At 70.6% G+C, this 22,296-nt stretch carries 23 protein-coding genes; 6 read left to right on the forward strand and 17 right to left on the reverse strand.

Annotated features, from left to right (window positions below):
* The first annotated feature begins 39 nt into the window (after positions 1 to 39).
* Both AWC03_RS01335 and AWC03_RS01340 read left to right on the forward strand, forming a co-directional pair.
* Positions 40 to 1,245, forward strand: a complete 1,206-nt coding sequence (locus AWC03_RS01335) for a serine hydrolase domain-containing protein (RefSeq protein ID WP_208859461.1) — start codon at positions 40 to 42, stop codon at positions 1,243 to 1,245.
* Positions 1,246 to 1,249: 4 nt separating this feature from the next.
* The gene (locus AWC03_RS01340) at positions 1,250 to 1,789 is read left to right on the forward strand and encodes a GNAT family N-acetyltransferase (RefSeq protein WP_085238733.1); all 540 of its coding nucleotides are present in this window, start codon (positions 1,250 to 1,252) and stop codon (positions 1,787 to 1,789) included.
* A gap of 54 nt (positions 1,790 to 1,843) precedes the next feature.
* On the opposite strand, the gene AWC03_RS01345 is transcribed toward AWC03_RS01340, so the two are convergent.
* Entirely contained in the window at positions 1,844 to 3,103 is a 1,260-nt protein-coding gene (locus AWC03_RS01345) for an MFS transporter (protein ID WP_085238765.1), read from the reverse strand.
* A 286-nt stretch (positions 3,104 to 3,389) separates the two neighbouring features.
* Here AWC03_RS01345 and AWC03_RS01350 point away from each other — a divergent pair, with 286 nt between their 5' ends.
* Positions 3,390 to 4,166, forward strand: coding sequence for a COG4705 family protein (locus AWC03_RS01350; RefSeq protein WP_085238734.1), 777 nt, complete (start codon positions 3,390 to 3,392; stop codon positions 4,164 to 4,166).
* Between the two features lie 4 nt (positions 4,167 to 4,170).
* Complete coding sequence (locus tag AWC03_RS01355; RefSeq protein WP_085238735.1) at positions 4,171 to 4,839, forward strand: response regulator transcription factor; 669 nt, start codon at positions 4,171 to 4,173, stop codon at positions 4,837 to 4,839.
* Here the strand turns inward: AWC03_RS01355 and AWC03_RS01360 are convergent.
* A complete protein-coding gene (locus tag AWC03_RS01360) occupies positions 4,821 to 6,239 on the reverse strand; it encodes a sensor histidine kinase (RefSeq protein ID WP_085238736.1) in 1,419 nt (472 codons plus the stop codon). The genes AWC03_RS01355 and AWC03_RS01360 overlap by 19 nt on opposite strands.
* Before the next feature lie 58 nt (positions 6,240 to 6,297).
* On the opposite strand from AWC03_RS01360, the gene AWC03_RS01365 reads away from it, so the two are divergent.
* Positions 6,298 to 6,561, forward strand: a complete 264-nt coding sequence (locus tag AWC03_RS01365) for a hypothetical protein (protein ID WP_085238737.1) — start codon at positions 6,298 to 6,300, stop codon at positions 6,559 to 6,561.
* Positions 6,562 to 6,563: 2 nt separating this feature from the next.
* On the opposite strand, the gene AWC03_RS01370 is transcribed toward AWC03_RS01365, so the two are convergent.
* The 6 genes from AWC03_RS01370 to AWC03_RS01395 all read right to left on the reverse strand — a co-directional run bounded on the left by AWC03_RS01370 (position 6,564) and on the right by AWC03_RS01395 (position 12,473).
* Positions 6,564 to 9,428: an aminotransferase class I/II-fold pyridoxal phosphate-dependent enzyme gene (locus tag AWC03_RS01370; RefSeq protein ID WP_085238738.1), complete on the reverse strand. Its 2,865-nt coding sequence runs from the start codon at positions 9,426 to 9,428 to the stop codon at positions 6,564 to 6,566.
* Positions 9,429 to 9,506: 78 nt separating this feature from the next.
* The gene (locus AWC03_RS01375) at positions 9,507 to 9,896 is read right to left on the reverse strand and encodes an antitermination protein NusB (protein ID WP_085238739.1); all 390 of its coding nucleotides are present in this window, start codon (positions 9,894 to 9,896) and stop codon (positions 9,507 to 9,509) included.
* On the reverse strand, positions 9,893 to 10,390 hold the full coding sequence (gene nusB, locus AWC03_RS01380; RefSeq protein WP_085238740.1) for a transcription antitermination factor NusB: 498 nt from the start codon (positions 10,388 to 10,390) through the stop codon (positions 9,893 to 9,895). The genes AWC03_RS01375 and nusB overlap by 4 nt, the downstream gene beginning before the upstream one ends.
* Positions 10,387 to 10,950 carry an elongation factor P gene (gene efp / locus AWC03_RS01385; RefSeq protein WP_007171952.1) on the reverse strand — a complete coding sequence of 188 codons (564 nt, stop codon included), beginning with the start codon at positions 10,948 to 10,950 and terminating at the stop codon, positions 10,387 to 10,389. The genes nusB and efp overlap by 4 nt, the downstream gene beginning before the upstream one ends.
* Before the next feature lie 133 nt (positions 10,951 to 11,083).
* Complete coding sequence (locus AWC03_RS01390; protein ID WP_085238741.1) at positions 11,084 to 11,305, reverse strand: hypothetical protein; 222 nt, start codon at positions 11,303 to 11,305, stop codon at positions 11,084 to 11,086.
* A 49-nt stretch (positions 11,306 to 11,354) separates the two neighbouring features.
* Complete coding sequence (locus tag AWC03_RS01395) at positions 11,355 to 12,473, reverse strand: M24 family metallopeptidase (RefSeq protein ID WP_085238742.1); 1,119 nt, start codon at positions 12,471 to 12,473, stop codon at positions 11,355 to 11,357.
* 33 nt (positions 12,474 to 12,506) lie between these two features.
* Here AWC03_RS01395 and AWC03_RS01400 point away from each other — a divergent pair, with 33 nt between their 5' ends.
* A complete protein-coding gene (locus AWC03_RS01400; RefSeq protein WP_085238743.1) occupies positions 12,507 to 13,223 on the forward strand; it encodes a B-4DMT family transporter in 717 nt (238 codons plus the stop codon).
* Here AWC03_RS01400 and aroQ read toward each other — a convergent pair.
* Genes aroQ through alaS form a run of 9 tightly spaced genes read right to left on the reverse strand, consistent with a single transcriptional unit; the run spans position 13,220 to position 22,255 of the window.
* The gene (gene aroQ / locus AWC03_RS01405) at positions 13,220 to 13,660 is read right to left on the reverse strand and encodes a type II 3-dehydroquinate dehydratase (protein ID WP_085238744.1); all 441 of its coding nucleotides are present in this window, start codon (positions 13,658 to 13,660) and stop codon (positions 13,220 to 13,222) included. The two genes, AWC03_RS01400 and aroQ, sit on opposite strands and share 4 nt — an antisense overlap.
* Complete coding sequence (gene aroB, locus AWC03_RS01410; RefSeq protein ID WP_085238745.1) at positions 13,657 to 14,754, reverse strand: 3-dehydroquinate synthase; 1,098 nt, start codon at positions 14,752 to 14,754, stop codon at positions 13,657 to 13,659. The genes aroQ and aroB overlap by 4 nt, the downstream gene beginning before the upstream one ends.
* The gene (locus tag AWC03_RS01415) at positions 14,751 to 15,287 is read right to left on the reverse strand and encodes a shikimate kinase (RefSeq protein WP_085238746.1); all 537 of its coding nucleotides are present in this window, start codon (positions 15,285 to 15,287) and stop codon (positions 14,751 to 14,753) included. Before AWC03_RS01415 ends, aroB begins: the two co-directional genes overlap by 4 nt.
* Positions 15,287 to 16,501, reverse strand: coding sequence for a chorismate synthase (aroC, locus tag AWC03_RS01420; protein ID WP_085238747.1), 1,215 nt, complete (start codon positions 16,499 to 16,501; stop codon positions 15,287 to 15,289). The genes AWC03_RS01415 and aroC overlap by 1 nt, the downstream gene beginning before the upstream one ends.
* Positions 16,502 to 16,558: 57 nt before the next feature.
* Entirely contained in the window at positions 16,559 to 16,984 is a 426-nt protein-coding gene (locus AWC03_RS01425; RefSeq protein WP_085238748.1) for a prepilin peptidase, read from the reverse strand.
* 10 nt (positions 16,985 to 16,994) lie between these two features.
* On the reverse strand, positions 16,995 to 17,834 hold the full coding sequence (locus AWC03_RS01430; protein ID WP_085238749.1) for a shikimate dehydrogenase: 840 nt from the start codon (positions 17,832 to 17,834) through the stop codon (positions 16,995 to 16,997).
* Positions 17,812 to 19,050 carry an endolytic transglycosylase MltG gene (locus AWC03_RS01435; RefSeq protein WP_085238750.1) on the reverse strand — a complete coding sequence of 413 codons (1,239 nt, stop codon included), beginning with the start codon at positions 19,048 to 19,050 and terminating at the stop codon, positions 17,812 to 17,814. The genes AWC03_RS01430 and AWC03_RS01435 overlap by 23 nt, the downstream gene beginning before the upstream one ends.
* Positions 19,043 to 19,552: a Holliday junction resolvase RuvX gene (gene ruvX, locus AWC03_RS01440; RefSeq protein WP_085238751.1), complete on the reverse strand. Its 510-nt coding sequence runs from the start codon at positions 19,550 to 19,552 to the stop codon at positions 19,043 to 19,045. Before ruvX ends, AWC03_RS01435 begins: the two co-directional genes overlap by 8 nt.
* Positions 19,553 to 22,255, reverse strand: coding sequence for an alanine--tRNA ligase (gene alaS, locus AWC03_RS01445; RefSeq protein WP_085238752.1), 2,703 nt, complete (start codon positions 22,253 to 22,255; stop codon positions 19,553 to 19,555).
* Positions 22,256 to 22,296: the final 41 nt, after the last annotated feature.

The raw sequence follows: 22,296 nt of genomic DNA on the forward strand, positions 1-22,296 counted from the left end.
ACGTCGGTGCGCCCCGGGCCCGACGCTAACGTGATTCGGGTGAATCTCGACGCCAACGCGGCCTCCATCCGCGAAGTGTGCGACGCCGGCATGCTCGCCGGCGCGGTCACGATGGTCTGGCAGCGCGGAGAAGTGCTGCAGGTCAACGAAATCGGCCATCGCGATGTGGACGCCGGCCTGCCGATGCAGCGGGACACGCTGTTCCGGATCGCCTCGATGACCAAGCCGGTCACCGTCGCCGCGGTGATGAGCCTGGTCGACGAGGACAAGCTGACGCTGAAAGACCCCATCGTGCGCTGGGTCCCCGAGCTGGCCGATCTGCGGGTGCTCGACGAGCCGCACGGCCCGCTGGACCGGACGCATCCGGCCCGGCGCGCCATCCTGATCGAGGACCTGCTCACCCACACCAGCGGCCTGGCCTACAGCTTCTCGGTGTCCGGGCCGATCGCCAAGGCCTACATGCGGCTGCCGTTCAATCAGGGCCCGGACGCCTGGCTGGCCGGGCTGGCCAAACTGCCGCTGGTGCATCAGCCGGGCGACCGGCTCACCTACAGCCATTCGATCGACCTGCTGGGCGTCATCGCGTCGCGCATCGAGGGCAAGCCGTTCCACCAGGTTCTCGACGAGCGGGTGCTCGGCCCGGTCGGCATGCGTGACAGCGGGTTCTTCGTCTCCCCCGAGGCGCGGCGCCGCGCCGCGACCATGTATCGGCTCGACGAGCGGGGCCAACTGCACCACGACGTGATGGGTCCGCCGCACATCAAGCCGCCCTCCTTCCCCAACGCGGGCGGGGGCCTGTGGTCGACCGCCGACGACTACCTGCGGTTCGTGCGGATGCTGCTCGGTGAAGGAACAATCGACGGTGTGCAGGTGTTGTCAGCCGAGTCCGCCCGCCTGATGCGAACCGACCGGCTGACCGACGAACAGAAACGCCACAACTTCCTGGGGGCGCCGTACTGGGTGGGCCGCGGCTTCGGGCTGAACCTGTCGGTGGTGACCGATCCGGCCCGGAGCGCGCCGCTGTTCGGCCCGGGCGGCGTCGGGACCTTCAGCTGGCCCGGCGCCTACGGGACGTGGTGGCAGGCCGACCCGACCGCCGACCTGGTTCTGCTCTATCTGGTGCAGAACCTGCCCGACATGTCCGCCGACGTGGCCGCGGCCGTCGCCGGCAACACCTCGCTGGCGAAACTCCAATCGGTACAACCGAAATTCGTTCGCCGCACGTATCAGGCGCTCGGCCTCTAGCACCGTGGCCGATTACCCACCCGACCGGATCACCGGGCCCCGGCTGGTGCTGCGCCGGCCCGTGCTCGACGACGCGGGCGCCCTGTTTCAGCGCGTCGCCCGCGACCCCGAGGTCACCAAGTATCTGATGTGGGCGCCGCATCCCGACGTCGCGGCGACGCGGCGGGTGATCACCGAGAAGCTCAACGCCACCCCCGACGAGCGGACCTGGGTGATCGAGTTGCGGCACAGCGGCGAGGTCGTCGGGCTGGCCAGCTGCCGGCGGGCGGCGCCGCACTCGGTCGAGATCGGTTACTGCCTGAGCCGTCGGTGGTGGGGGAAGGGTTTGATGGCCGACGTGCTCGACATGCTGCTGGCCACGCTCGACAGCGACCGGGCGGTGTATCGGGTGTGGGCCACCTGCAGCGTCGACAACGAGCGCTCGGCCAGGCTGCTGGAGCGCGCCGGTTTCGTGCTGGAGGGACGACTGGCCCGCCACGCCGTCTACCCCAACGTCGGCTCCGAGCCGCAGGACAGCCTGCTGTACGCCAGGATCCTGCGCTGATCGAGCGCACCCGGATCGCCGGCCACCGGGCCGGGTCCGGCGCCCTGCGCGCGATCACGAAACGCCGATCACCTCGCGGTCACGCCCGGCTCCCGGTGACCCGGCACCGTCCGGCGCGCCCGGGTTCCGTGCGGAGGAGGGCACCAGCGGCACGGCCGCCAGCGGGAACAACGCGCACAGCGCCCACGCCGGCGGGTACGCGGCGGCCGCGATCAGCGCACCGAAGAGGGGCGGCCCGGCGGCGGCCATCAGCCGTTGCGCGGTGTTCTGCAGGCCCAACGCGCGACCGCTCCAGAACGGCCCGGCGAACTCGGTGATCGCCGTGGCCTCGAGCCCGTTGTCGAGCACCGCGATCACCGAGATGACGACCATGAGCACCACGTCGAAGCGTGAACCGGCGCCGTCGGTGAAGGCCAGCAGGAACAGGCTCAGCGCGGCGGCGGCGGCTACGGCGCGGAGGGGCCGCATCCGCGAGCCGACGCGATCCGACCAGCGCCCGACCGCGACACGGCCCGCCGCCCCCAGCAGCTGACACACCATCACCAGGCCGCCGGCGGCGGCCAGCGACCAGCCCTGCCGATTGATCAGCCACACGAGCATGAACGTCACGGTCACCGTCTGCGGCATCATCAGCAGCGCGCTCACCGCGTGAAGTCGCCACAGTACGGACGACCCTCGATAGGGGCTGGCCAGTTCGGCGTCGGTGGCCGCCTTGCGCGATTTCCGGGGCGGATCGACGATCCCCAGCGCGCTGGCGACCGCGGCCACCGTGCACATGAGCGCGAGGAACATCAGACCCGAACGTGGGCCGCGCTCGGCCAGCTCCGGTATCACCAACGCGCCCAGGGCGATGCCCAATGGCTGCGCGGTCTGACGAATGCCCATCGCCAGGCCCCGCTGGTGCGACGGGAACCACGCGGACACCAGCCGCCCGCCGGCGGTGTTGCAGCTGGCCGCCGCCATCCCGCCGAGGACCAAGAAGACGCTGACGGCCAGCATCGAGTGGGCCGACGCCGCCGCACAGGCCGCCGCCGCCGTGAGCGCCGAACCGACCGTCAGCACGACCCGCTCACCGACGCGGTCCAACACCCAGCCCCACAGCACCAGCGTCACCACCATGCCCCAACTCGGCATGGACGACACCAGGCCGGCCTCGGCCAACGGGATGCCGCGGCCCGCCTGCAGCGACGGGATCAGGAACGCGACGCCATTGATGAAGAGGAACGACGTCGCCGCCACCCCCAGGGAGACGACCATGACCGACCACCGCGCCCCCGCGCCGAGTCGACCGACGCTGCCGGCTTCCCGAGACATGAAATCCATGGTGACACGACGTTCGCCCGGGCGGTTGTCGCCGCGAGCACCGTAACGTATTGGATCCTAAGGCGATTGATAACCGATACTCAGAGTTGACGCCCCGGCCCAAGCGGTTCATCAGCGGAATCCGTTCTGCGCCTTGGGATTAGCGAAACAGCCGAGTCGCTATGCGACTCCGTGATTCACAGCGCGAACACAGCGCTCCCTCATGCGCGCACTCAGCGTTTTCTCAGCGCGGCTACCCTGGAAAAGCACCAACGACGACACCGGAAGTTGACTGGGGATGACCGACGTTTCGCGGCAGGCGCTGACCAAGGTGCCCGCGGTCACCCTGGGCTTCTGGATCATCAAGGTCTTCGCCACCACGCTGGGCGAGACGGGCGGCGACACCGTCACGATGACACTGAACTGGGGCTACGCGGCGGGGGTCGCGCTGTTCGGCGTCGCGCTGGTCGTGCTGGTTGCCGCGCAGATCTTCGCCAAGCGCTTCCACGCGGCGCTGTACTGGGCGACGATCGTGGCCTCGACGACGTTCGGCACGACGCTGGCCGACTTCGCCGACCGTTCGCTGGGCATCGGCTACACCGGCGGGTCGCTGCTGCTGTTGGCGTGCCTGCTGGCCACCCTGGGCCTGTGGCGCTGGTCGCAGGGCACCGTGTCGGTCACCACCGTCTCCACGCCGAAAGTGGAGGCGTTCTATTGGGCGACAATCACTTTCTCGCAGACCCTGGGCACCGCGCTCGGCGATTGGCTCGCCGACACCCGCGACTTCGGTTACGAGCGCGGCGCGCTGGTGTTCGCGGCCGGCCTGGCCGCGGTCGTGGCGCTCTACTACTGGACGTCGGTCTCGCGGGTGGTGCTGTTCTGGGTCGCGTTCATCTTGACCCGTCCGTTGGGCGCGACGGTGGGCGACTTCATCGACAAGCCGGTCGCCGACGGCGGCCTGGCCCTGAGCCGCCCGCTGGCGTCGGCGGTGATCGCCGCGATCATCGTGGCCCTGCTCGTCGTCCTCCCCCAGCGTCCGGGGCGCCACCCCGGCGCGGCCCACCACGAAGCGTGACGACATGAGGGTACTTCTCGTCGAGGACGAAGCGCGGCTGTCGGCGACCCTCGCCCGGGGCCTGCAGGCCGAGGGGTTCGTCGTGGTGAACGTCGGCACCGGCGTCGACGGCCTGCGGGAGGCCATCGAGAACAGCTTCGACGTGGTGGTCCTCGACATCATGCTCCCCGGCCAGAGCGGATACGAGGTGCTGCGCCGGATGCGGGCGCGCAACGTGTGGACACCGGTGCTCATGCTGACCGCCAAGGACGGCGAGTACGACGAGACAGACGCGTTCGAGCTGGGCGCCGACGACTACCTGACCAAGCCGTTCTCGTTTCGGGTGCTTGTGGCGCGACTGCGTGCGCTGGTGCGTCGCGGCGTGCCGGAGCGACCGGCGGTGCTGACCGCCGGATCGCTGGTGCTGGACCCCGCGCGCCACACCGTCCGACGCGACTCCACTCCGATCATGTTGACGCCCAGGGAGTTCGGGGTGCTCGAATTCCTGATGCGCAACAAGGACATGGTGGTGACCAAGGCCGAAATCCTGCGCAACGTGTGGGATGCGCACTACTACGGCCCCGACAACGTGGTCGAGGTTTACGTGGGATATCTGCGTCGCAAGATCGATCTGCCGTTCGGCACCAACACCATCGAAACGATCCGCGGCGTCGGCTACCGACTGTTGTGCTGAGGGTCGCGGTGCGGCAGGGACACGATCACCCGGGTCCCGCCCCCCTCCCGGTCGTCGATGGTGACCGTGCCGCCGTGAGCGGCGGCCACCTCGGCGACGATCGCCAGGCCAAGGCCGGCTCCCCCGCCGCTGCGGGCACGGTCGGAATCCAGCCGCACGAAGCGTTCGAACACCCGGGTCCGGTCGCCCGGAGCGATTCCGGGGCCGTCGTCGCCGACGGTGATGATCGCCGTGCCGTCGCGGCTGCCGACCCCGAGGACAACCCGCGACGTGGCATGGCGGACGGCGTTTTCCACGAGGTTGCGGATCATCCGCGAGAGGGCCACCGGGTCGCCGGTGCAACGCACCGGGCACAGGTCGGTGTCGATTGCGCAGTCCGCCTCGCGGCGCGCGCGGGCGGCCTCGACGGCGGCGACGTCATCGAGAGCCAGTTCTTCCTTGCGCCGCAGCAGGCTCTGTTCGTCGGCCCGGGCCAGCAGCAGCAGATCTTCGACCAGCGTCCGCATGCGTTGCGCCTCGGGCAGCAGGGTGTGGACCGCCAGCTCCGCGTCCAGCAGATCGGGATGGGCCTCGGCGACCTCCAGTCCGGAGATGATGGTGGCCAGCGGGCTGCGCAGCTCATGTGACGCGTCGCCGACAAAGCGTTGTTGCGCACGGTGGCCGGCTTCGATGCGGGACAGCATCTGGTTCATGGTGACCGCCAGCGCGGCGATCTCGTCGCGGCCCTCCGGCACCGGAACCCGTTCGGCCAGATCCGATGCCGAGATTTCGGCCACGTGCGCGCGGATCGCGTCCACGGATCGCAGCGACCGGCGAACCAGCCAGAACGTCGCGGCCGCGGCCCCGGCGATGACGACCGGCGCGCCGCACGCCAGCAGCAGGGCGACGGTCCGCGCGGTGGCCTCGACCGCGCGGCTACCGCCCCCCACCAGCACCGTGTAGTCGCCGGACGGGGTCGCGACCCGTTGACCGCTGACGCGCATGTCGTCACCGGCCACCGCGTCGTCGGACAATCCGCGACGCAGCTCGAAGCCGAACTCGCCGACCGGAACGAGCGGCGTGGTGGGCGCCGAGCGTGACCGCTTCACCACCTGACCGTCCGGGGCGATCACTTGAACGGCGACCACGCGTTGGTCGGTGGTCAACAGCGAGCTGTCGAGGCCGGCCGGCGGATCGGACTGCAGCGCCTTTTTCAGGTCGCGCACTCTCTCGGCGGAGGCGTAATCGACGCCCGTCAGCAGGGACCGATACAGGAACGCGTCCAGTCCCGCGCCGGCGATGGCGAGCGCGCAGAGCACGACGGCCGCCGACACCGCGGCCGAGCGGGCGGGGATGCCCCAGTGCGGGAGGCGAGGCAGCTGCATACCTCCGATTCTGCAGGGCCGCCCCCCGGGAAACACCGAGCTCAGCGCGCTTCTCAGCGGCCTCTCAGCGACCCCCTCCTAGGCTGACCTCGTCATGTCAGGTACTGCACGCCTTGCGCGCCGCAACAACCGCGCGACCACACGAATGCTGGCCTATCTCGCCATCGTCCTGGGCTCCGGGCTGGTGGGGGCGGCGCCGGCCGGCGCCGACCCGAGCCCTTTCAACACCCTCAGCTGCAGCTGTCCGGAGACGGCTCGAGCCGGCAGCACCGCCCGCAGCGACGAGATCCAGCGAGGGATCCGGCGGGGCGAACTCGGCCGGCCGCAACCACAAGTCTCGGCCCAACCGGGGCATTAGGCTCAGGCGTCTTCGCTGACGGCTTGCGCGGCACTGTTGCCGTTGAGCGCGCCGTTGAGTCCCGAGGCGTCCGAGGGCAGCTCGAAGGCCGGGAACGCCGAACCGACCGCGGCCGTCGCCGCGCTGCGCTGCGCCTCCATCCGCGCCAGCGCCGCCTCGGTGAACACCGAGAGCCCCAGGTCGGGGTTGTAGCCGTGGATCTCTTTGACGTCGAGCTGGGCCAGGAAGTAGATGATCTCCTTGGACACCACCTGACCGGGGACCAGCACCGGAAAGCCGGGCGGGTAGGGCACCACGAACGTGGTGGACACCAGCGTCTTGCCTTCGGCCAACCGCCGCCCCGCCATGCCGATCAGGACATGCTCGCGGTCGGACTCCTCGTATCCGGCGTAGAAGGCCGACCGCATGTCGCCGAAGATGCACGCGTCGACCGGCCGGAAGGCGACGTCGAACTCGCTGAAGTCGGGAAGGTGCGGCAGGTCCTGGGTGATCTCCTCGACATGCCGCTGGTGCAGCGCCCGGTCGGCGACGCTGGCCGCGCTTTCGGCACGGTCGAAATCGGTTGCCACCCTGCGCAAGACATCGAGCAGATAATGCACGCTCGACCACGTGACACCGATGGTGAAGATCAGCAGCACGCTGTTGATCGACGTCTTGTTGATCTGGATGCCGAATCGCTCCATCAGGATCTTCTCGCGGAAGTCGTAGCCGTTCATCCCCGTCTTGCCGACGAACAGGGTCACCCGCGTCGCGTCCAGCACGAACTGATCGGACCGCCACGCCTCGTTCCACTCGGCCAGCGCGCCCTGGCGGACCTCGCGGTAGGAACTCACCGACGACGCCCGGAACTCCTCGGGCACCAGATCCGACTCGTCGAGGATGCGAAACCACTTGCTGATCAACCGGTCTCGACGCACCCGATGGCGGAAGACCAGCGCCATGTCGTAGGTCTGCCGGACCAGCTGAAAACCCTCGATGTCGACCTGCCGGCGGGCCAAGTCCAGCGACGCCAGCAGTTGCTGGTTCGGTGAGGTCGAGGTGTGGGTCAGGAACGCCTCACCGAACGCGTCGCGGGTCAGGGCGTTGAAGTCCTGGTCGCGGACGTGGATCATGGACGCCTGCCGAAGCGCGGACAGCGACTTGTGCGTCGAATGCGTCGCGTACACGCGGACCCGCGCGCGGGCGGGGTCGGGCAACAGCCGGCGGTCGACCCACTCCGACCGGTCCCCCTCTTTTTGCACCCGTTCCATTTCGGCCGCCCAATCCCGGTACTGCGCGGCGTATTCCGGCGATGCCAGCATCTGCTCGAGGCGCTCGGCCGCCACCATCGCCGTGCGCTGCCGGGCCCACGGCACGGCCGTGGCGAACGCGTACCACGCCTCGTCCCACAGGAAGCAGATGTCCGGCTTGATCGCCAGCACCTCCTGCATGACCTGCAGCGGGTTGTACACCACGCCGTCGAAGGTGCAGTTGGTCAGCAGCAGCATGCGCACCCGGTCCAGCTGGCCGGCCGCGTCCAGGTCCAGCAGTGTCTGCTTGATCGTGCGCAGCGACACCGCCCCGTAGATCGCGAACTGCGGCAACGGATACGCGTCCAGATACAGCGGGTACGCGCCGGCGAGCACCAGCCCGTAGTGGTGCGACTTGTGGCAATTGCGGTCGATCAGCACGATGTCGCCCGGGCGGGTCAGGGACTGCACGACGATCTTGTTGGCGGTGGAGGTCCCGTTGGTGACGAAATACGAGTGGTCGGAGTTCCAGGTGTGCGCGGCCTTGTCCATCGCCTTCTTGATGTTGCCGTGCGGGTCGAGCAGCGAGTCCAGGCCGCCGGACGTGGTCGACGTCTCGGCCATGAAGATGTTGCGGCCGTAGAACTCCCCCATGTCCTGCAACGACTTCGAGTTGAAGATGCTGGCGCCGCGCGCGACGGGCAGCGCGTGGAATTGGCCCACCGGTGCCGCCGCATACGCCCGCAGCGCATCGAAAAACGGTGTGCTGTAACGGTTCCGCAGCCCGGCGAGCACCGTGCTGTGCAGGTCGGTGACGTCGTTGAGCCGGTAGAACGTCCGGTCGTAGACGTCGGGCTCGGTGTCGTCGCCCGCCGCGATCGACTCGTCGGTCAGCAGGTACAGGTCGATGTGGGGCCGCAGCTCGCGGATCCACTCGCCGCACTCCACCCAGTCGTTGGCGCGGTCGGGGATGACGTCGCCCGCGTCCTCGTTCGGCCCCAGCAGCGTGTTCATCAGCGGCAGCCGGTCGCGGGACCGCAGGGGCAGGTCATCGCGGATGATCGCGGCCTGGATCTCCCCGTTCAGCGCGACCGCGGTGATGGCGTCTTCGACGCTGGGCACCACCAGGATCTCGAACTGCACGTCGTCGGACGGGTTGCGCAGGGTCCGCAGGCATTCGGCCAGGCAGTCGGGGGCCGTCGCGGGCGCGTCGTCGGCGAGCAACACGGTGTAGAACTGCTGCTGTTTGGCCTGGGCCACCAGCTCCTGATCGGCCAGCGGCGCGGAGGTGTCGAAAAGGCCTGCGCGGTCGCCGTATTCACTCAACAGCCGCACGGCCATGGACACCTCTTCGGTGAGCCGCACCGTGGACAGGCTCTCGAGGTGCGCACGGAAGACCGCCAGGTTCTGCGCCCCGGGGTACAGCCAGTACCGCTCGTAGGCGGCGATGCGGTCCATCAGGCGTTTCACCCGGGCCACGTCGTGGGTCTTGTCGAGGCCGGCCAGGTCGACCTCGGCGAGGTGGCGGCACGCATCGTCGAGCAGGTTCCAGGTGTCGACGCGGGCGTAGGACGGGTTGGCCACCGCCGCCAGCGCGGAGACGCGGAGTCGTCGCGGCTGGGTGGTGTATCGAGTCATGACCTCACCTGTTCTTCTGTGCGACTTGTATTCTCACCCCGCCGCGGCTCCCGCGTGCTCGTTTCGCGTGAGCGCTCCTCAGCCGTCCAGCTCGTCGTCGGCGTCCACGACGCGCCGATTCGCCCGGGTGCCGTCCACCCAGCGCAGCACCGGCAGATCCCAGCGCCGGGCCGGCAGCTCGGTGACGTCGGTCAGGGACCTGACCACCGACTGGGTCAGACCCATGAGCGCGGCCATCACCGGCAGCAGCGGCTGCAGTGGCCTGGCGGCCGAGCGGACGGTGCTGATGCGCCGCGCCACGATCAGGCGCTCGACGCAGTGATAGAGCCAGGCGCCCACACCGAGCGCGTAGATGGACAGCGCGGACGCGACGATCGTCCAGCCGAAGGCGGCGCACACGACGGCGCCCAGCACCACCGTCGCGGCCAACAATCCCGCGACGACGACGCGCAGCTCCAGCCGGGTCACCCGTCGGGGCCCTCGTTCTCCGGCCCGGCGGCGGGCGCGGACCGGACCGCCGCGGCGGCGGCCCGGATCTGCGGCGTCACCAGCATGACCTGGCCCAGCACGCCGTTGACGAAGCCGGGCGAGTCGTCGGTGGACAGCTCCTTGGCCAGCTGCACGGCCTCGTCCACGGCGACCGGCTCCGGGACGTCGTCGGCGTAGAGCAGCTCCCACACGGCGACTCGCAGGATCGCGCGATCGACGGCGGGCAGCCGGTCCAGCGTCCAGCCCTGCAGGTGCGAGCTGATCAGGTCGTCGATGTGGGCGGCGTGCTCGCCGACCCCCCGGGCGGCCGCGACCGTGTAGGGCTGCAGCGGCGCCACGTCGGGGTTGGTCTCGGCCAGCGCGGCCCGCACGTCGACCACCTCGGCCGCGCCCAGTCCGCGGGCCTCGGCCTCGAACAGCAGGTCGACGGCGCGCTTGCGGGCCTGGTGGCGTCCCCTGACGGGCCTGCTCACGCGTTGACGCGTCCCAGGTAGCTGCCGTCGCGCGTATCCACCTTCAGCTTGTCGCCGGTGTTGATGAACAGCGGCACCTGGATTTCGGCCCCGGTCTCCACGGTGGCGGGTTTGGTGCCGGCGCTGGACCGGTCACCCTGCAGGCCCGGCTCGGTGTGGGTGACCTCCATCTCGACCGACACCGGCAGTTCGATGTAGAGCGGCGCACCGTTGTGGAACGCCACCTGCACCGGCAGGCCCTCCAGCAGGAACCGGGCGGCGTCGCCGACCAGCGACTCCGGCAGCGGATGCTGCTCGTAGTCCTGACTGTCCATGAACACGAAGTCCGAGCCGTCGCGGTAGAGATAGGTGGTGTCGCGCCGGTCGACGGTGGCGGTCTCCACCTTCACGCCGGCGTTGTAGGTCTTGTCGACGACCTTGCCCGACAGCACATTTTTCAGCTTGGTGCGCACGAAGGCCGGCCCCTTGCCGGGTTTGACGTGCTGGAACTCGACGATCTGCCACAGCTGGCCGTCGATCACCAGCACCAGTCCGTTCTTGAAATCGGCGGTGCTTGCCACGGTTCGGTGTCTCTCCTAGGGAATGAACAGCCGTTCTCCGGCTGTCTGCAATGTGTCCGTCAGTCTAAGTCGCGTCGCGGCCGGGACCCGCGGGTCGGGTGGCCCGGGACCGGCGGGAAGCCCGCCGCACGCGCTACGGGCCGGCCTCGTCCGGCTTGGTGGCCGAAGGGGGCATCCGCTTGATCATCGTCAAGAAGGGAACGCTCAGGCCTCGACCGCCGGTGAACGGCACGGGGACGGTGAAATACACGATGTCGATCTCGAGCCGCATCTCCCGTAAGGGCTGGGCGTGGATGTCCCACCGGAAGTCCCGCAGGCGCGCCCAACCACGTTCGATTGGCTCCACCCCGCTCACGCCCCCCGACTCTACCCCCGGACGCCGGTCCGCCAAATGCCCAGTTTGCCTAGTCGAGAACGGCAAGCCCCTTGGGGAACCTGGTCAGCAGTTCCGGTGCCTGCCCGCGCGTTGCGCCCGCTTCGTCGGGCACGACCAGCGTGTCCTCGATGCGCACGCCGCCGCGACCGGGGAGGTAGACGCCCGGCTCGACGGTCACCACCGAACCCGCCAGCAGGGTGCCGGTGGAGGTGGCCCCGATTCCCGGCGCCTCGTGGATCTGCAACCCCACCCCGTGCCCCAGCCCGTGGCCGAACTGCTCGCCGTAACCCGCGTCGACGATCATCTGCCGCGCGGCGCCGTCGACATCGCGCAGGCTCGCACCCGGCCGCAGCGCCTCCCGGCCGGCCCGCTGCGCATCGGCGACCAGCTGATAGATCTCCAGTTGCCAATCGGCCGGCTTGCCGAGCACGAAGGTGCGGGTCATGTCGGAGTGATAGCCGGCCACCAGCGCGCCGAAGTCGATCTTGACGAAGTCGCCCGCCGCCAGCGGCGCGTCGGTGGGGCGGTGATGCGGGATCGCCGAATTCGCGCCGGCGGCCACGATGGTCTCGAACGAGATCGCATCGGCGCCGTGGTCGAGCATGAGGGCCTCCAGCTCCCGGCTCACCTCGCGCTCGGTTCGCCCGGGCCGCAGGCCCCCGCGCTCCACCAGCTCCGCGAGCGCGGCGTCGGCCGCCTCGCAGGCCAGTCGCAGCAGCGCCACCTCGCCGTCGTCCTTGACCTCGCGCAGCGCCTCGACGGTTCCCGCGGCCCGCACCAGCTCGGTGTCCGCGTTGCGTTCGCCGAGCTCGCCGGTCAGGACGTCGAAGGCGTCGACGGTCACCACGTTGCTTTCGAAGCCCAGCCTCGCCACGCCGCCCTCGGCGGCCCGGCCGACCAGATGCCGCCCGAGGGCCCGCTCGATGGCGATCTCGAGCCCCGGCGCCTGCTCGGCGGCCTGGGTGCGATATCGGCCGTCGGTGGCCAGCACCGGGTCGCGATCGTCGGCGAACACCAGCAACGCGCCGTTGGATCCGGTGAAACCGGACAGGTAACGCACGTTGTGCAGGTCGCTGACCAGCATCGCGTCCAGTCCAACGGCCCCGATTTGCGCCTTCAGGTGGTCCCGGCGCTGAGAATGTGTCACGACCCTTGACGGTACTCGCTACGCTGATTGCCCATGAGGTCCTGGATGCTGCGCGGATTGGTCTACGCCGCGGCGATGGTAGTCGTTCGTTTGTTCCAAGGCGCGTTGATCAACGCGTGGCAGACGCAGGCCGGGCTTTTCAGCGTGGTGCTGCTGCTTCTCTTCATCATCGGCGTGGCCGTGTGGGGGGTATTCGACGGCCGGGCCGACGCCATCGCGAACCCGGACCCGGACCGGCGGCGCGACCTGGCGATGACCTGGCTGCTGGCCGGCCTGGTGGCCGGCGTCCTGTCCGGCGCCGTCTCCTGGCTCATCGCGCTGTTCTACAAGGGCCTCTACACGGGCGGGCTGATCAACGAGCTGACCACGTTCGCGGCGTTCACCGCGCTCTGCGTGTTCCTGCCCGGGATCATCGGCGTGACCATCGGCCGCTGGCGGGTGGACCGGCAGTACGAGAAGGAGCCGGAAAAACGCCATGGCCTCGGGGACAAGCAAGGGCGCGACAGTGACACCGACGTGTTCTCCACGGTGCGCGGTGACGACGCGCCGACCGGGGAGATCCCGGCGGCCGCAGCGCAGCACGAGGAGCGGACCGCGGCGGTCGCGACCGCCGAGCGGGAGGCACCCACGGAAGCGGCCGAGCGCGACGCGCCCACCGAAACGATCGCCAAGACCGACGACGACCCCAAGACCGAGGTGATCCGGACGGTCGGCGACGAGCCCGGCAAGCCGGACTCGGACAAGGGTTAGCGCTCGGCGGCTTCCGCCAGATAGCGCAGGGCGAGCAGGTAGCCCTGGATTCCCAGCCCGACGATGACGCCCGTCGCGACCGGGCTCAGGTACGAGTGGCGCCGAAACTCCTCGCGGGCATGCACGTTGGAGATGTGCACCTCGATTAGGGGCGCGCGCAGCTCGGCGCAGGCGTCGCGCAGCGCGACCGACGTGTGGGTCAGGCCACCGGCGTTGAGGATGACCGGTTCGCCCGCGTCGGCGGCCGAGTGAATCCAGTCCAGCAGCTGGGCTTCGCTGTCGCTTTGGCGCACAACGGCTTTCAGGCCTAGTGCGGCGGCCTCCCGCTCGATCAGCGCGGCCAGTTGCTCGTGTGTGGTGTCCCCGTACACCTCGGGCTCGCGGCGGCCCAGCCGGCCCAGGTTCGGGCCGTTGATGACGTGCACGCTGCCGGTCATCGCTCACCCTCTTCGCCGGACAGCCCGGCGTACGCCGCCGCCAGCAGCGACGGGTCGGGGCCGGCCAGCCGGCCCGGCTTGGCCAGCCCGTCGAGGACCACGAACCTCAGCACACCGGCGCGCGACTTCTTGTCCTGGGCCATGTATTCCAGCAGCTGCGGCAGCGCGTCGGGATCGTAGCCGACCGGCAGCCCGAGCGCCGACAGCACGGTGCGGTGGCGCTGCGCGGTCGCGTCGTCGAGCCGGCCGGCCAGCCGGGCCAGCTCCGCGGCGAACACCAGGCCCACCGACACCGCGGCCCCGTGGCGCCACTCGTAGCGCTCCCTGCGCTCGATCGCGTGCGCCAAAGTGTGGCCGTAGTTGAGGATTTCGCGCAGCTCCGACTCCTTCTCGTCGGCGGCGACCACCCGCGCCTTGACGGCGATCGAGCGCCGGATCAGCTCCGGCAGCACCTCGCACGTGGGGTCCACGGCGGCGCGCGGGTCGGCCTCGATGAGCTCGAGGATCACCGGGTCGGCGATGAAGCCGGCCTTGACCACCTCGGCCATCCCGGCGACGAGTTCGTTGTGCGGCAAGGTTTCCAGGGTCGCCAGGTCGACGAACACCGCGAGCGGCTGGTGGAACGCGCCCACCAGGTTCTTGCCGGCGTCGGTGTTGATGCCCGTCTTGCCGCCGACGGCCGCATCGACCATGCCGAGCAACGTGGTGGGGACGTGGACGATGTCGACGCCGCGCAGCCAGGTCGCCGCCGCGAAGCCGGCGACGTCGGTGGCGGCGCCGCCGCCGAGGCTGACCACGGCGTCTTTGCGGTCGATGCCGATGCGGCCCAACACCTCCCAGAGGAAGCCGACGACCGGCAGGTCCTTTCCGGCCTCGGCGTCCGGGATCTCGATGCGGTGCGCGTCGACACCCTTGTCCGCCAGCCGGCTTCGGATCGCCTCGGCGGTGTGCACCAGCACCGGCTGGTGCACGACGGCCACCCGGTGCCGGTCGCAGAGGAGGTCGACCAGCTCCTCGCCCAGGTCGGCGCCGATCACCACCGGATAGGGCGGGTCGACGGCCACCTGCACGGTGACCGGATCCGGGCGCGTCATGTGGCGGCCTCCGCGTGCGCGCCCTCGGGCGTCTCCAGCCGGGACACGATGTAGCGCACCACCGCGCCGGGATTGCGGCGGTTGGTGTCAACACGGATGGTCGACACCCGCCGGTACAGCGGCGCCCGCTGGGCCATCAGCGCCTTGTATTTCTCGGCGCGGTCGGGGCCGGCGAGCAGGGGGCGCACCGCGCCGCCGCCGGTGCGCCGCACGCCCTCACCGGCGCTGATCTCCAGGTAGATGACGGTGTGGCCGGCCAGCGCCGCGCAGACCCCGGGGCTGGTGACGGCCCCGCCGCCGAGCGACACCACGCCGTCGTGGTGGGCCAGCGCGTCGCGCACCGCGTCCTCCTCGATGCGGCGGAACTCCCGCTCGCCGTCGGCGGCGAAGATGTCGGCGATGCTGCGGCCGGTCCGCTGCTCGATCGCGGCGTCGGTGTCGAGGAACTCGACGCCGAGCGCCTTGGCCAGGCGCCGCCCGATGGTGGACTTGCCCGACCCCGGCAGCCCGACGAGTACCGCCCTGGGGGCCATCACGCGGTACCCCGCGCGGCCGGCGGCTCCCGGTCGGCGACCGCGCGCCGATACGCCTCGATGTTGCGGCGGGTCTCGGTGAGCGAGTCGCCGCCGAACTTCTCCAGCGCCGCGCGCGCCAGTACCAACGCCACCATGGCCTCGACCACCACGCCGGCGGCCGGCACCGCGCAGACGTCGGACCGCTGGTGGATGGCGACGGCCTCGCCGCCGGTGGCCATGTCGACGGTGGCCAGCGCCCGCGGCACGGTGGAGATGGGCTTCATCGCGGCGCGCACCCGCAGCGGCTGGCCGTTGGTCATGCCGCCCTCGAGCCCGCCGGCGCGGTTGGTCGAGCGGACGACGCCGTCGGGCCCGGGATACATCTCGTCGTGGGCGCGGCTGCCCCGACGGCGCGCCGTCTCGAAGCCGTCGCCGATCTCCACGCCCTTGATGGCCTGGACCCCCATGACCGCGGCGGCGAGCTGACTGTCGAGCCGGTTGTCGCCGCTGGTGAACGAGCCGAGCCCGACGGGCAGGCCCAGGGCCACCACCTCGATCACACCGCCGAGCGTGTCACCGTCCTTCTTGGCCGCCTCGATCTCGGCGATCATCGCCTCTTCGGCGGCCTTGTCGAAGGCGCGCACCGGGCTGTCGTCGATGGCGGGCAGGTCTTGCGGCCGCGGCGGCGGGCCGTCGTAGGGTTCCGACGGACCGATCGCGATGACGTGGGACAGCACCTCGACGCCCATCGCCTGGCGCAGGAACGACCGGGCGATGGTCCCGGCCGCGACGCGGGCAGCGGTCTCGCGGGCGCTGGCCCGCTCCAGCACCGGCCGGGCGTCGTCGAAGCCGTACTTGAGCATGCCCGCGTAGTCGGCGTGGCCGGGCCGCGGCCGGGTGAGCGGTTCGTTGCGCGCTGAGTTTTCCAGCTCGGCGGCTCGCGCCGGGTCGACCGGGTCGGCGGCCATCACGGTCTCCCACTTGGGCCACTCGGTGTTGCCGATCTCGATCGCGATGGGCCCGCCCAGCGTCAGCCCGTGGCGCACCCCGGACAGCACGGTCACCGCGTCGCGCTCGAACTTCATCCGCGCGCCGCGGCCGTAACCGAGCCGGCGGCGGGCCAATTGGTCGGCGATGTCGGTGGAGGTGACCTCAACGCCGGCGACCATGCCCTCGACCATGGCCACCAACGCGCGGCCATGCGACTCTCCTGCGGTGATCCAACGCAACACCCGATCATCTTCCCATGTGCGCCCGGGTGGCCTTGCATCCGCGCGCCGCCGTCGGGGTCAGGCGAGCGCCAGCCCGATCGCGGCGGCGGTGGCCACGCACATCGACGGGCCGTGCGGCACCGCGGCCGCGCCCGCCCGGCCGGCGAGCCGGCCCCACGTCACGGTCAGCAGCGGCGCGGCCAGCGCCGCCAGGAACCACACCGCGGCGCCGAAGCAGCCGGCCAGCGCGCCCACGCCGATCGCCAGCTTGACGTCGCCGGCCCCCATCCCCGCCGGCGCCATCAGGTGCACCAGCAGATAGATCGCGGTCAGCGCGGCCGCGCCGGCCAGGGCGGGCCAGCCGCGCCCGGCCACGGCGGCCGCCAGCAGGATCACCCCGGCCCCGGGCAGCGTCAGCAGATTCGGCAACCGGCGCTCGCGGACGTCGTATCCGCTCAACACCGCCAGCCAGGCCAGCACCGCGACCGTCGCCGCCATCCGCATGCCGCGGACGCTAGCCGAGGGCCGCGGCCATTGCCTCTCGCGGCGCCGGGAGCCCTGTGAACAACTCGACCTGGGTGAACGCCTGGTGCAGCAGCATCTGCAACCCGCTGACGACGCGGCCGCCCGCCGCGGCCACCGCGGCGGCCAGCGGCGTGGGCCACGGGTCGTAGACGGCGTCGAGCAGCACCGGGATCGGCGCGAAGGTGTCCGCGTACCGCGCCGCGACGTTCGCGGGGATGGTGCTGACCAGCACCTCGGCGGCGGCCACCGCGCCGGCCAGCCCGTCGCTGTCCAGGGCCACGAACCGCGTCGGCACCCCGGCGCCCGTGCCGAGGTCCACCAGCCGGGCCGCCTGATCGGGGTTGCGCGCGACGACGGTGATGGCGGTGACGCCGAGCTGAGCCAGCCCCAGGACGGCCGCCGGCGCGGTGCCGCCCGAGCCGCACACCAGCGCCAGGCCGGCCACTTCCCCTTGTGACGCCAGCGCCCCCGCGACGCCGTCGATGTCGGTGTTGTCGGCCCGCCAGCCCGCCGCCGTGCGGACCAGGGTGTTGGCCGACCCGACCCGCTCGGCCCGGTCGGTGCGCTCGTCGGCGAACCGCAGCGCGGCGAACTTGCCCGGCATGGTCACCGACACCCCGACCCACTCGGGCCCGAACCCGCCGACCACCGCGGGCAGCTGCTCGGCGTCGCACTCGATGCGCTCGTAGGTCCAGTCGTGCAGGCCCAGCGCCCGGTAGGCCGCCAGGTGCAGCTGCGGTGACTTCGAGTGGGCGATCGGCTTGCCGAGCACCGCCGCTTTCCGGGCCGCGCCCGGGACGGGCGCCCTACCGTGCGGAGTCGAGGACACCGTTGCGCTTAGCCAGCTCGATATTGGCCAGGTGCTGCTGATAATCCTTGGTGAACAGCGTCGTCCCCTGGGCGTCGATGGTGACGAAGTACAACCAGTCGCCGGGCTCGGGATGCTCGGCGGCATGCAGGGCGTCGGTACCGGGCGAGCAGATCGCCGTCGCCGGCAGCCCCTGCGACACGTAGGTGTTCCACGGCGTCTTCTGGGCGCGGTCGGCGTCGGTGGTGGCGACCTCGCGGCGGTCCAGCGGGTAGTTGACCGTCGAGTCGAATTCCAGCGTGTGGTGCGCGTGCAGGCGGTTGTAGATGACCTGGGCGACCTTGGCGAAGTCCTGGGATTTGGATTCCTGCTCCACCAGCGAGGCCACCACCAGGATGTCGTAGGGCGACAGGCCCATGGTTTGGGCGGTGTCCCCCAGCCCGGACTTCATGTACTCGACGGCGCCGGCGCTGATCAGCCCGGACAGGATGGTCTGGGCCGAGGCGGACGGGTCGACGTTGAAGGTCCCCGGTGCGATCAGCCCCTCGATCCGGCGATGGTCCTTGCCGAGCTCGGTGAACGGCTCGACGGCCCACGGCGGCACCGACAGCGCCGCGGGGGGGCTGTTGGTCGCCGCCGCCCGCAGCTCCTCCACCGCCACGCAGTGCTGGTTGCCATCCAGGTCCACGCAGGTGGCGCGGGAGATCAGGGTGAAGATCCCCGGGTTCACCTTGTTGGTCTTCATGTCGGTGGTGTCGTCGAGCTGGCGGCCTTCGGGGATGACCAGCCGGCCGACCCGGTTGTTCGGGTCGGTCAGCCGCGCGACCGCGTTGGCCGCCGGGATTTCGGTGCGCATCCGGTAATAGCCGGGCTGGATCGAGGAGATCTTGCTGTTGCCGTGCGCGGCGTTGACGAAGGCGCGGACGGTCTTGACCACCTGCTCGTGCTGCAGCGTCTCCCCGACCATGGTGGTCGAGTCGCCGTCCTTGATCTGGATGACGATGTCGCGCTTGCCGTCTCCGGTGTAGTCGTCACCGGCCCCGAACACCGTGTGCCAGAGCTTGGCGCCGACGAACACCCCCACCAGCACGACGACGGCCACGACCGCGAGCACGATCTGGCCGGTGAACCGCCGGCGGCGTCCCCGCTGGGCCCGGTTCCGGGCGACGCGGCTCCCCTTTCGGGACGGACCGACCGCTTCGGGTTCGGCCCGTTGGCGCCGTGCGCTGTCAACCATCGGCGGGCTCCCCCGCCGCCAGGGTGGCGCGGCGCTGGTCGAGCCAGCTCTGCAGGATGGCCACCGCGGCCGCCTGGTCGATCACCGCCCGCTGCTCTTTGGCCCGGACACCGGCCGCGCGCAGCGACCGCTGCGCGCTCACCGTGGTCAGCCGTTCGTCGGCCAGTCGCACGGGCGTGGGCGCGATCCGCTGCGCCAGCGTGTCGGCGAGCTCCATGGCGTCGAGCGCCGAGGGGCCGGTGCGGTCGGCCAGCGTCCGCGGCAGCCCGACGACCACCTCGACCGCCCCCAGCTCCGCGGCCAGCTCGGCGAGCCGCCGCACGTGTTTGCCGGAGCGGTCGCGCCGCACGGTTTCCACCGGGGTGGCCAGGATGCCGTCGGGGTCGCTGCAGGCGACGCCGATGCGCACGCTGCCGACGTCTACGCCGATCCGTCGGCCCCGACCGGGGTCCTGGCCCGGTTCACCGGGCCGGTCGGGCAAGCGATGCTGTGCGGGAACCACTCAGCCGACCCGCGCTATCTCGGAGCGCAGCGCCTCGAGCGCCGCGTCGATGCGGGTCGCGTCCTTGCCGGAGCCCTGCGCCAAGTCCGGCTTGCCCCCGCCGCGGCCGTCGACGGTCGCGGCCAGTTGCTTGATCAGGTCGTTGGCGCGGATTCCGAGTTCCTGGGCGGCGGGGTTCGCGGCGACCGCGTACGGCACGCTGCCGCCCTCGCCCTCCGCGATCAGCGCCACCACCGCGGGATCGCTGCCCAGCTTGCCGCGAATGTCACCCACCAGGGAACGCAGGTCACCGGCCGTCATCCCCGCGGACATCCGTTGCGCCACCACACGGACGTTACCGATACGCTCCGCGCCCGCCGCGGCGTTGGTCGCGGCGGCGCGGGCGCTCGCCAGCCGGGCGCGTTCGAGTTCCTTCTCGGCGGCCTTGAGCCGCTCGACCAGGTTGGCCACCCGGGTCGGCACCTCGTCGGACGGCACCTTCAGCGACGACGCCAGCCCGGCCATCAGCGCGCGTTCCTTGGCCAGGTGGCGGAACGAGTCCAGCCCGACGTAGGCCTCGACCCGGCGGACCCCCGACCCGACCGACGATTCGCCCAGGATGGTCACCGGCCCGATCTGCGCCGAGTTGTGCACGTGGGTCCCACCGCAGAGCTCCAGCGAGAACGGGCCGCCGATCTCCACCACGCGCACCTCGTCCGGGTAGGCCTCGCCGAACATCGCCATCGCGCCCATCGCCTTGGCCTTGTCCAGCTGCTCGATGAAGGTGTGCACCTTGAAGTCGGCCTGCACGGCCTGGTTGGTGACCTCTTCGACCTGGGTGCGCTGCTCGTCGGACAGCGGCCCCTGCCAATTGAAGTCGAACCGGAGGTAGCCGGGGCGGTTCAGCGATCCCGCCTGGACGGCGTTGGGGCCCAGCACCTGGCGCAGGGCGGCGTGCACCATGTGGGTGCCCGAGTGCCCCTGCGTGGCCCCGCGGCGCCATTCCGGGTCGACCGCCGCGACGACGGTGTCGCCCTCGACGAATTCACCGGACTCGACGTTGACCCGGTGCACCCACAGGGTTTTGGCGATCTTCTGCACGTCGGTGACCGCCGCGCGGGCGCTCTCACTGGTCCCCGTCCCGCTGATGGTGCCCTCGTCGGCGATCTGCCCACCCGACTCGGCGTAGAGCGGGGTGCGGTCGAGCACGAGCTCGACCTGCTGGGCGGCCCCTCCTGTTTGCGCGCCGTGGGCGACGACCGGCACCCGCTTGCCGTCCACGAAGATGCCGAGAATCTTTGCTTCCGAAGACAATTCATCGAAGCCGGTGAACTCGGTGGGCCCGGCGTCGACCAGCTCGCGGTAGGCGCTCAGGTCGGCGTGCGCGTGCTTGCGGGCGGCGGCGTCCGCCTTGGCACGGCGCCGCTGCTCGGCCATCAGTTCCCGAAAGCCGATCTCGTCGACCTGCAGGCCCGCCTCGGCGGCCATCTCCAGGGTCAGCTCGATGGGGAAGCCGTAGGTGTCGTGCAGGGTGAAGGCGTCCGAGCCGGAGATCGCCTTGGCGCCGGCGGCTTTGGTGGTGCCGGCGACCTCGTCGAACAGCTTGGAGCCGGCCGCCAGCGTGCGGTTGAAGGCGGTCTCCTCGGCCACGGCGATGCGCCTGATCCGGTCGAAGTCGGCGACCAGCTCGGGGTACGACGGGCCCATGGCGTCCCGCACGGTGGCCATCAGCTCGCCGACGATGGGTCCCTCGATGTCGAGCAGCTTGGCCGACCGGATCACGCGGCGCAGCAGTCGGCGCAGCACGTACCCGCGCCCGTCGTTACCCGGGGTGACGCCATCGCCGATCAGGATCGCCGCGGTGCGGCTGTGGTCGGCGATCACCCGGTAGCGCACGTCGTCTTCGTGGTAGCCGGAGTCGTAGGGCCGGGCGGCCACGGCGGCCACCGTTTCCATGACCGGGCGCAGCAGGTCGGTCTCGTAGACGTTGTGCACGCCCTGCAGGATGAACGCGACCCGCTCGACGCCCATGCCGGTGTCGATGTTCTTGCGCGGCAACGGCCCCAGGATTTCGAAGTCCGTTTTGCCGGTGCCCTCGCCGCGTTCGTTCTGCATGAACACGAGGTTCCAGATCTCGATGTAACGGTCTTCGTTGGCCACCGGGCCGCCGCCGACCCCGAACTCCTCCCCGCGGTCGTAGTAGATCTCCGAGGACGGGCCGCACGGTCCGGGGATCCCCATGGACCAGTAGTTGTCCTCCATGCCGCGGCGCTGGATCCGCTCGGCCGGCAGCCCGGCGATCTCCTGCCACAGCTGCACGGCCTCGTCGTCGTCGAAGTAGACCGTCGTCCAGATCCGTTCGGGGTCCAGGCCGTAGCCCCCCTCGGACACGCCGTTGGTCAGCAGGGTCCACGCCAGCTCGATGGCGCGGCGCTTGAAGTAGTCGCCGAACGAGAAGTTGCCGGCCATCTGGAAGAAGGTGTTGTGCCGGGTGGTGATGCCGACCTCGTCGATGTCGGGCGTGCGGATGCACTTCTGGATGCTGGTGGCCGTCGAGTACGGCGGGGTGCGCGCGCCCAGGAAGTACGGCACGAACTGGACCATGCCCGCGTTGACGAACAGCAGGTTGGGGTCGTCGAGGATCACCGATGCGCTCGGCACCTCGGTGTGGCCCGCCTTCACGAAATGATCAAGAAACCGCTTCCTGATCTCGTGTGTCTGCACTGTTGAGTCCGCTTCTTTCCTGTTTGCTCATTGCGTGGACG

This window comes from Mycobacterium europaeum (assembly GCF_002102155.1).
GTDB classification, from domain to species: Bacteria; Actinomycetota; Actinomycetes; order Mycobacteriales; family Mycobacteriaceae; genus Mycobacterium; species Mycobacterium europaeum.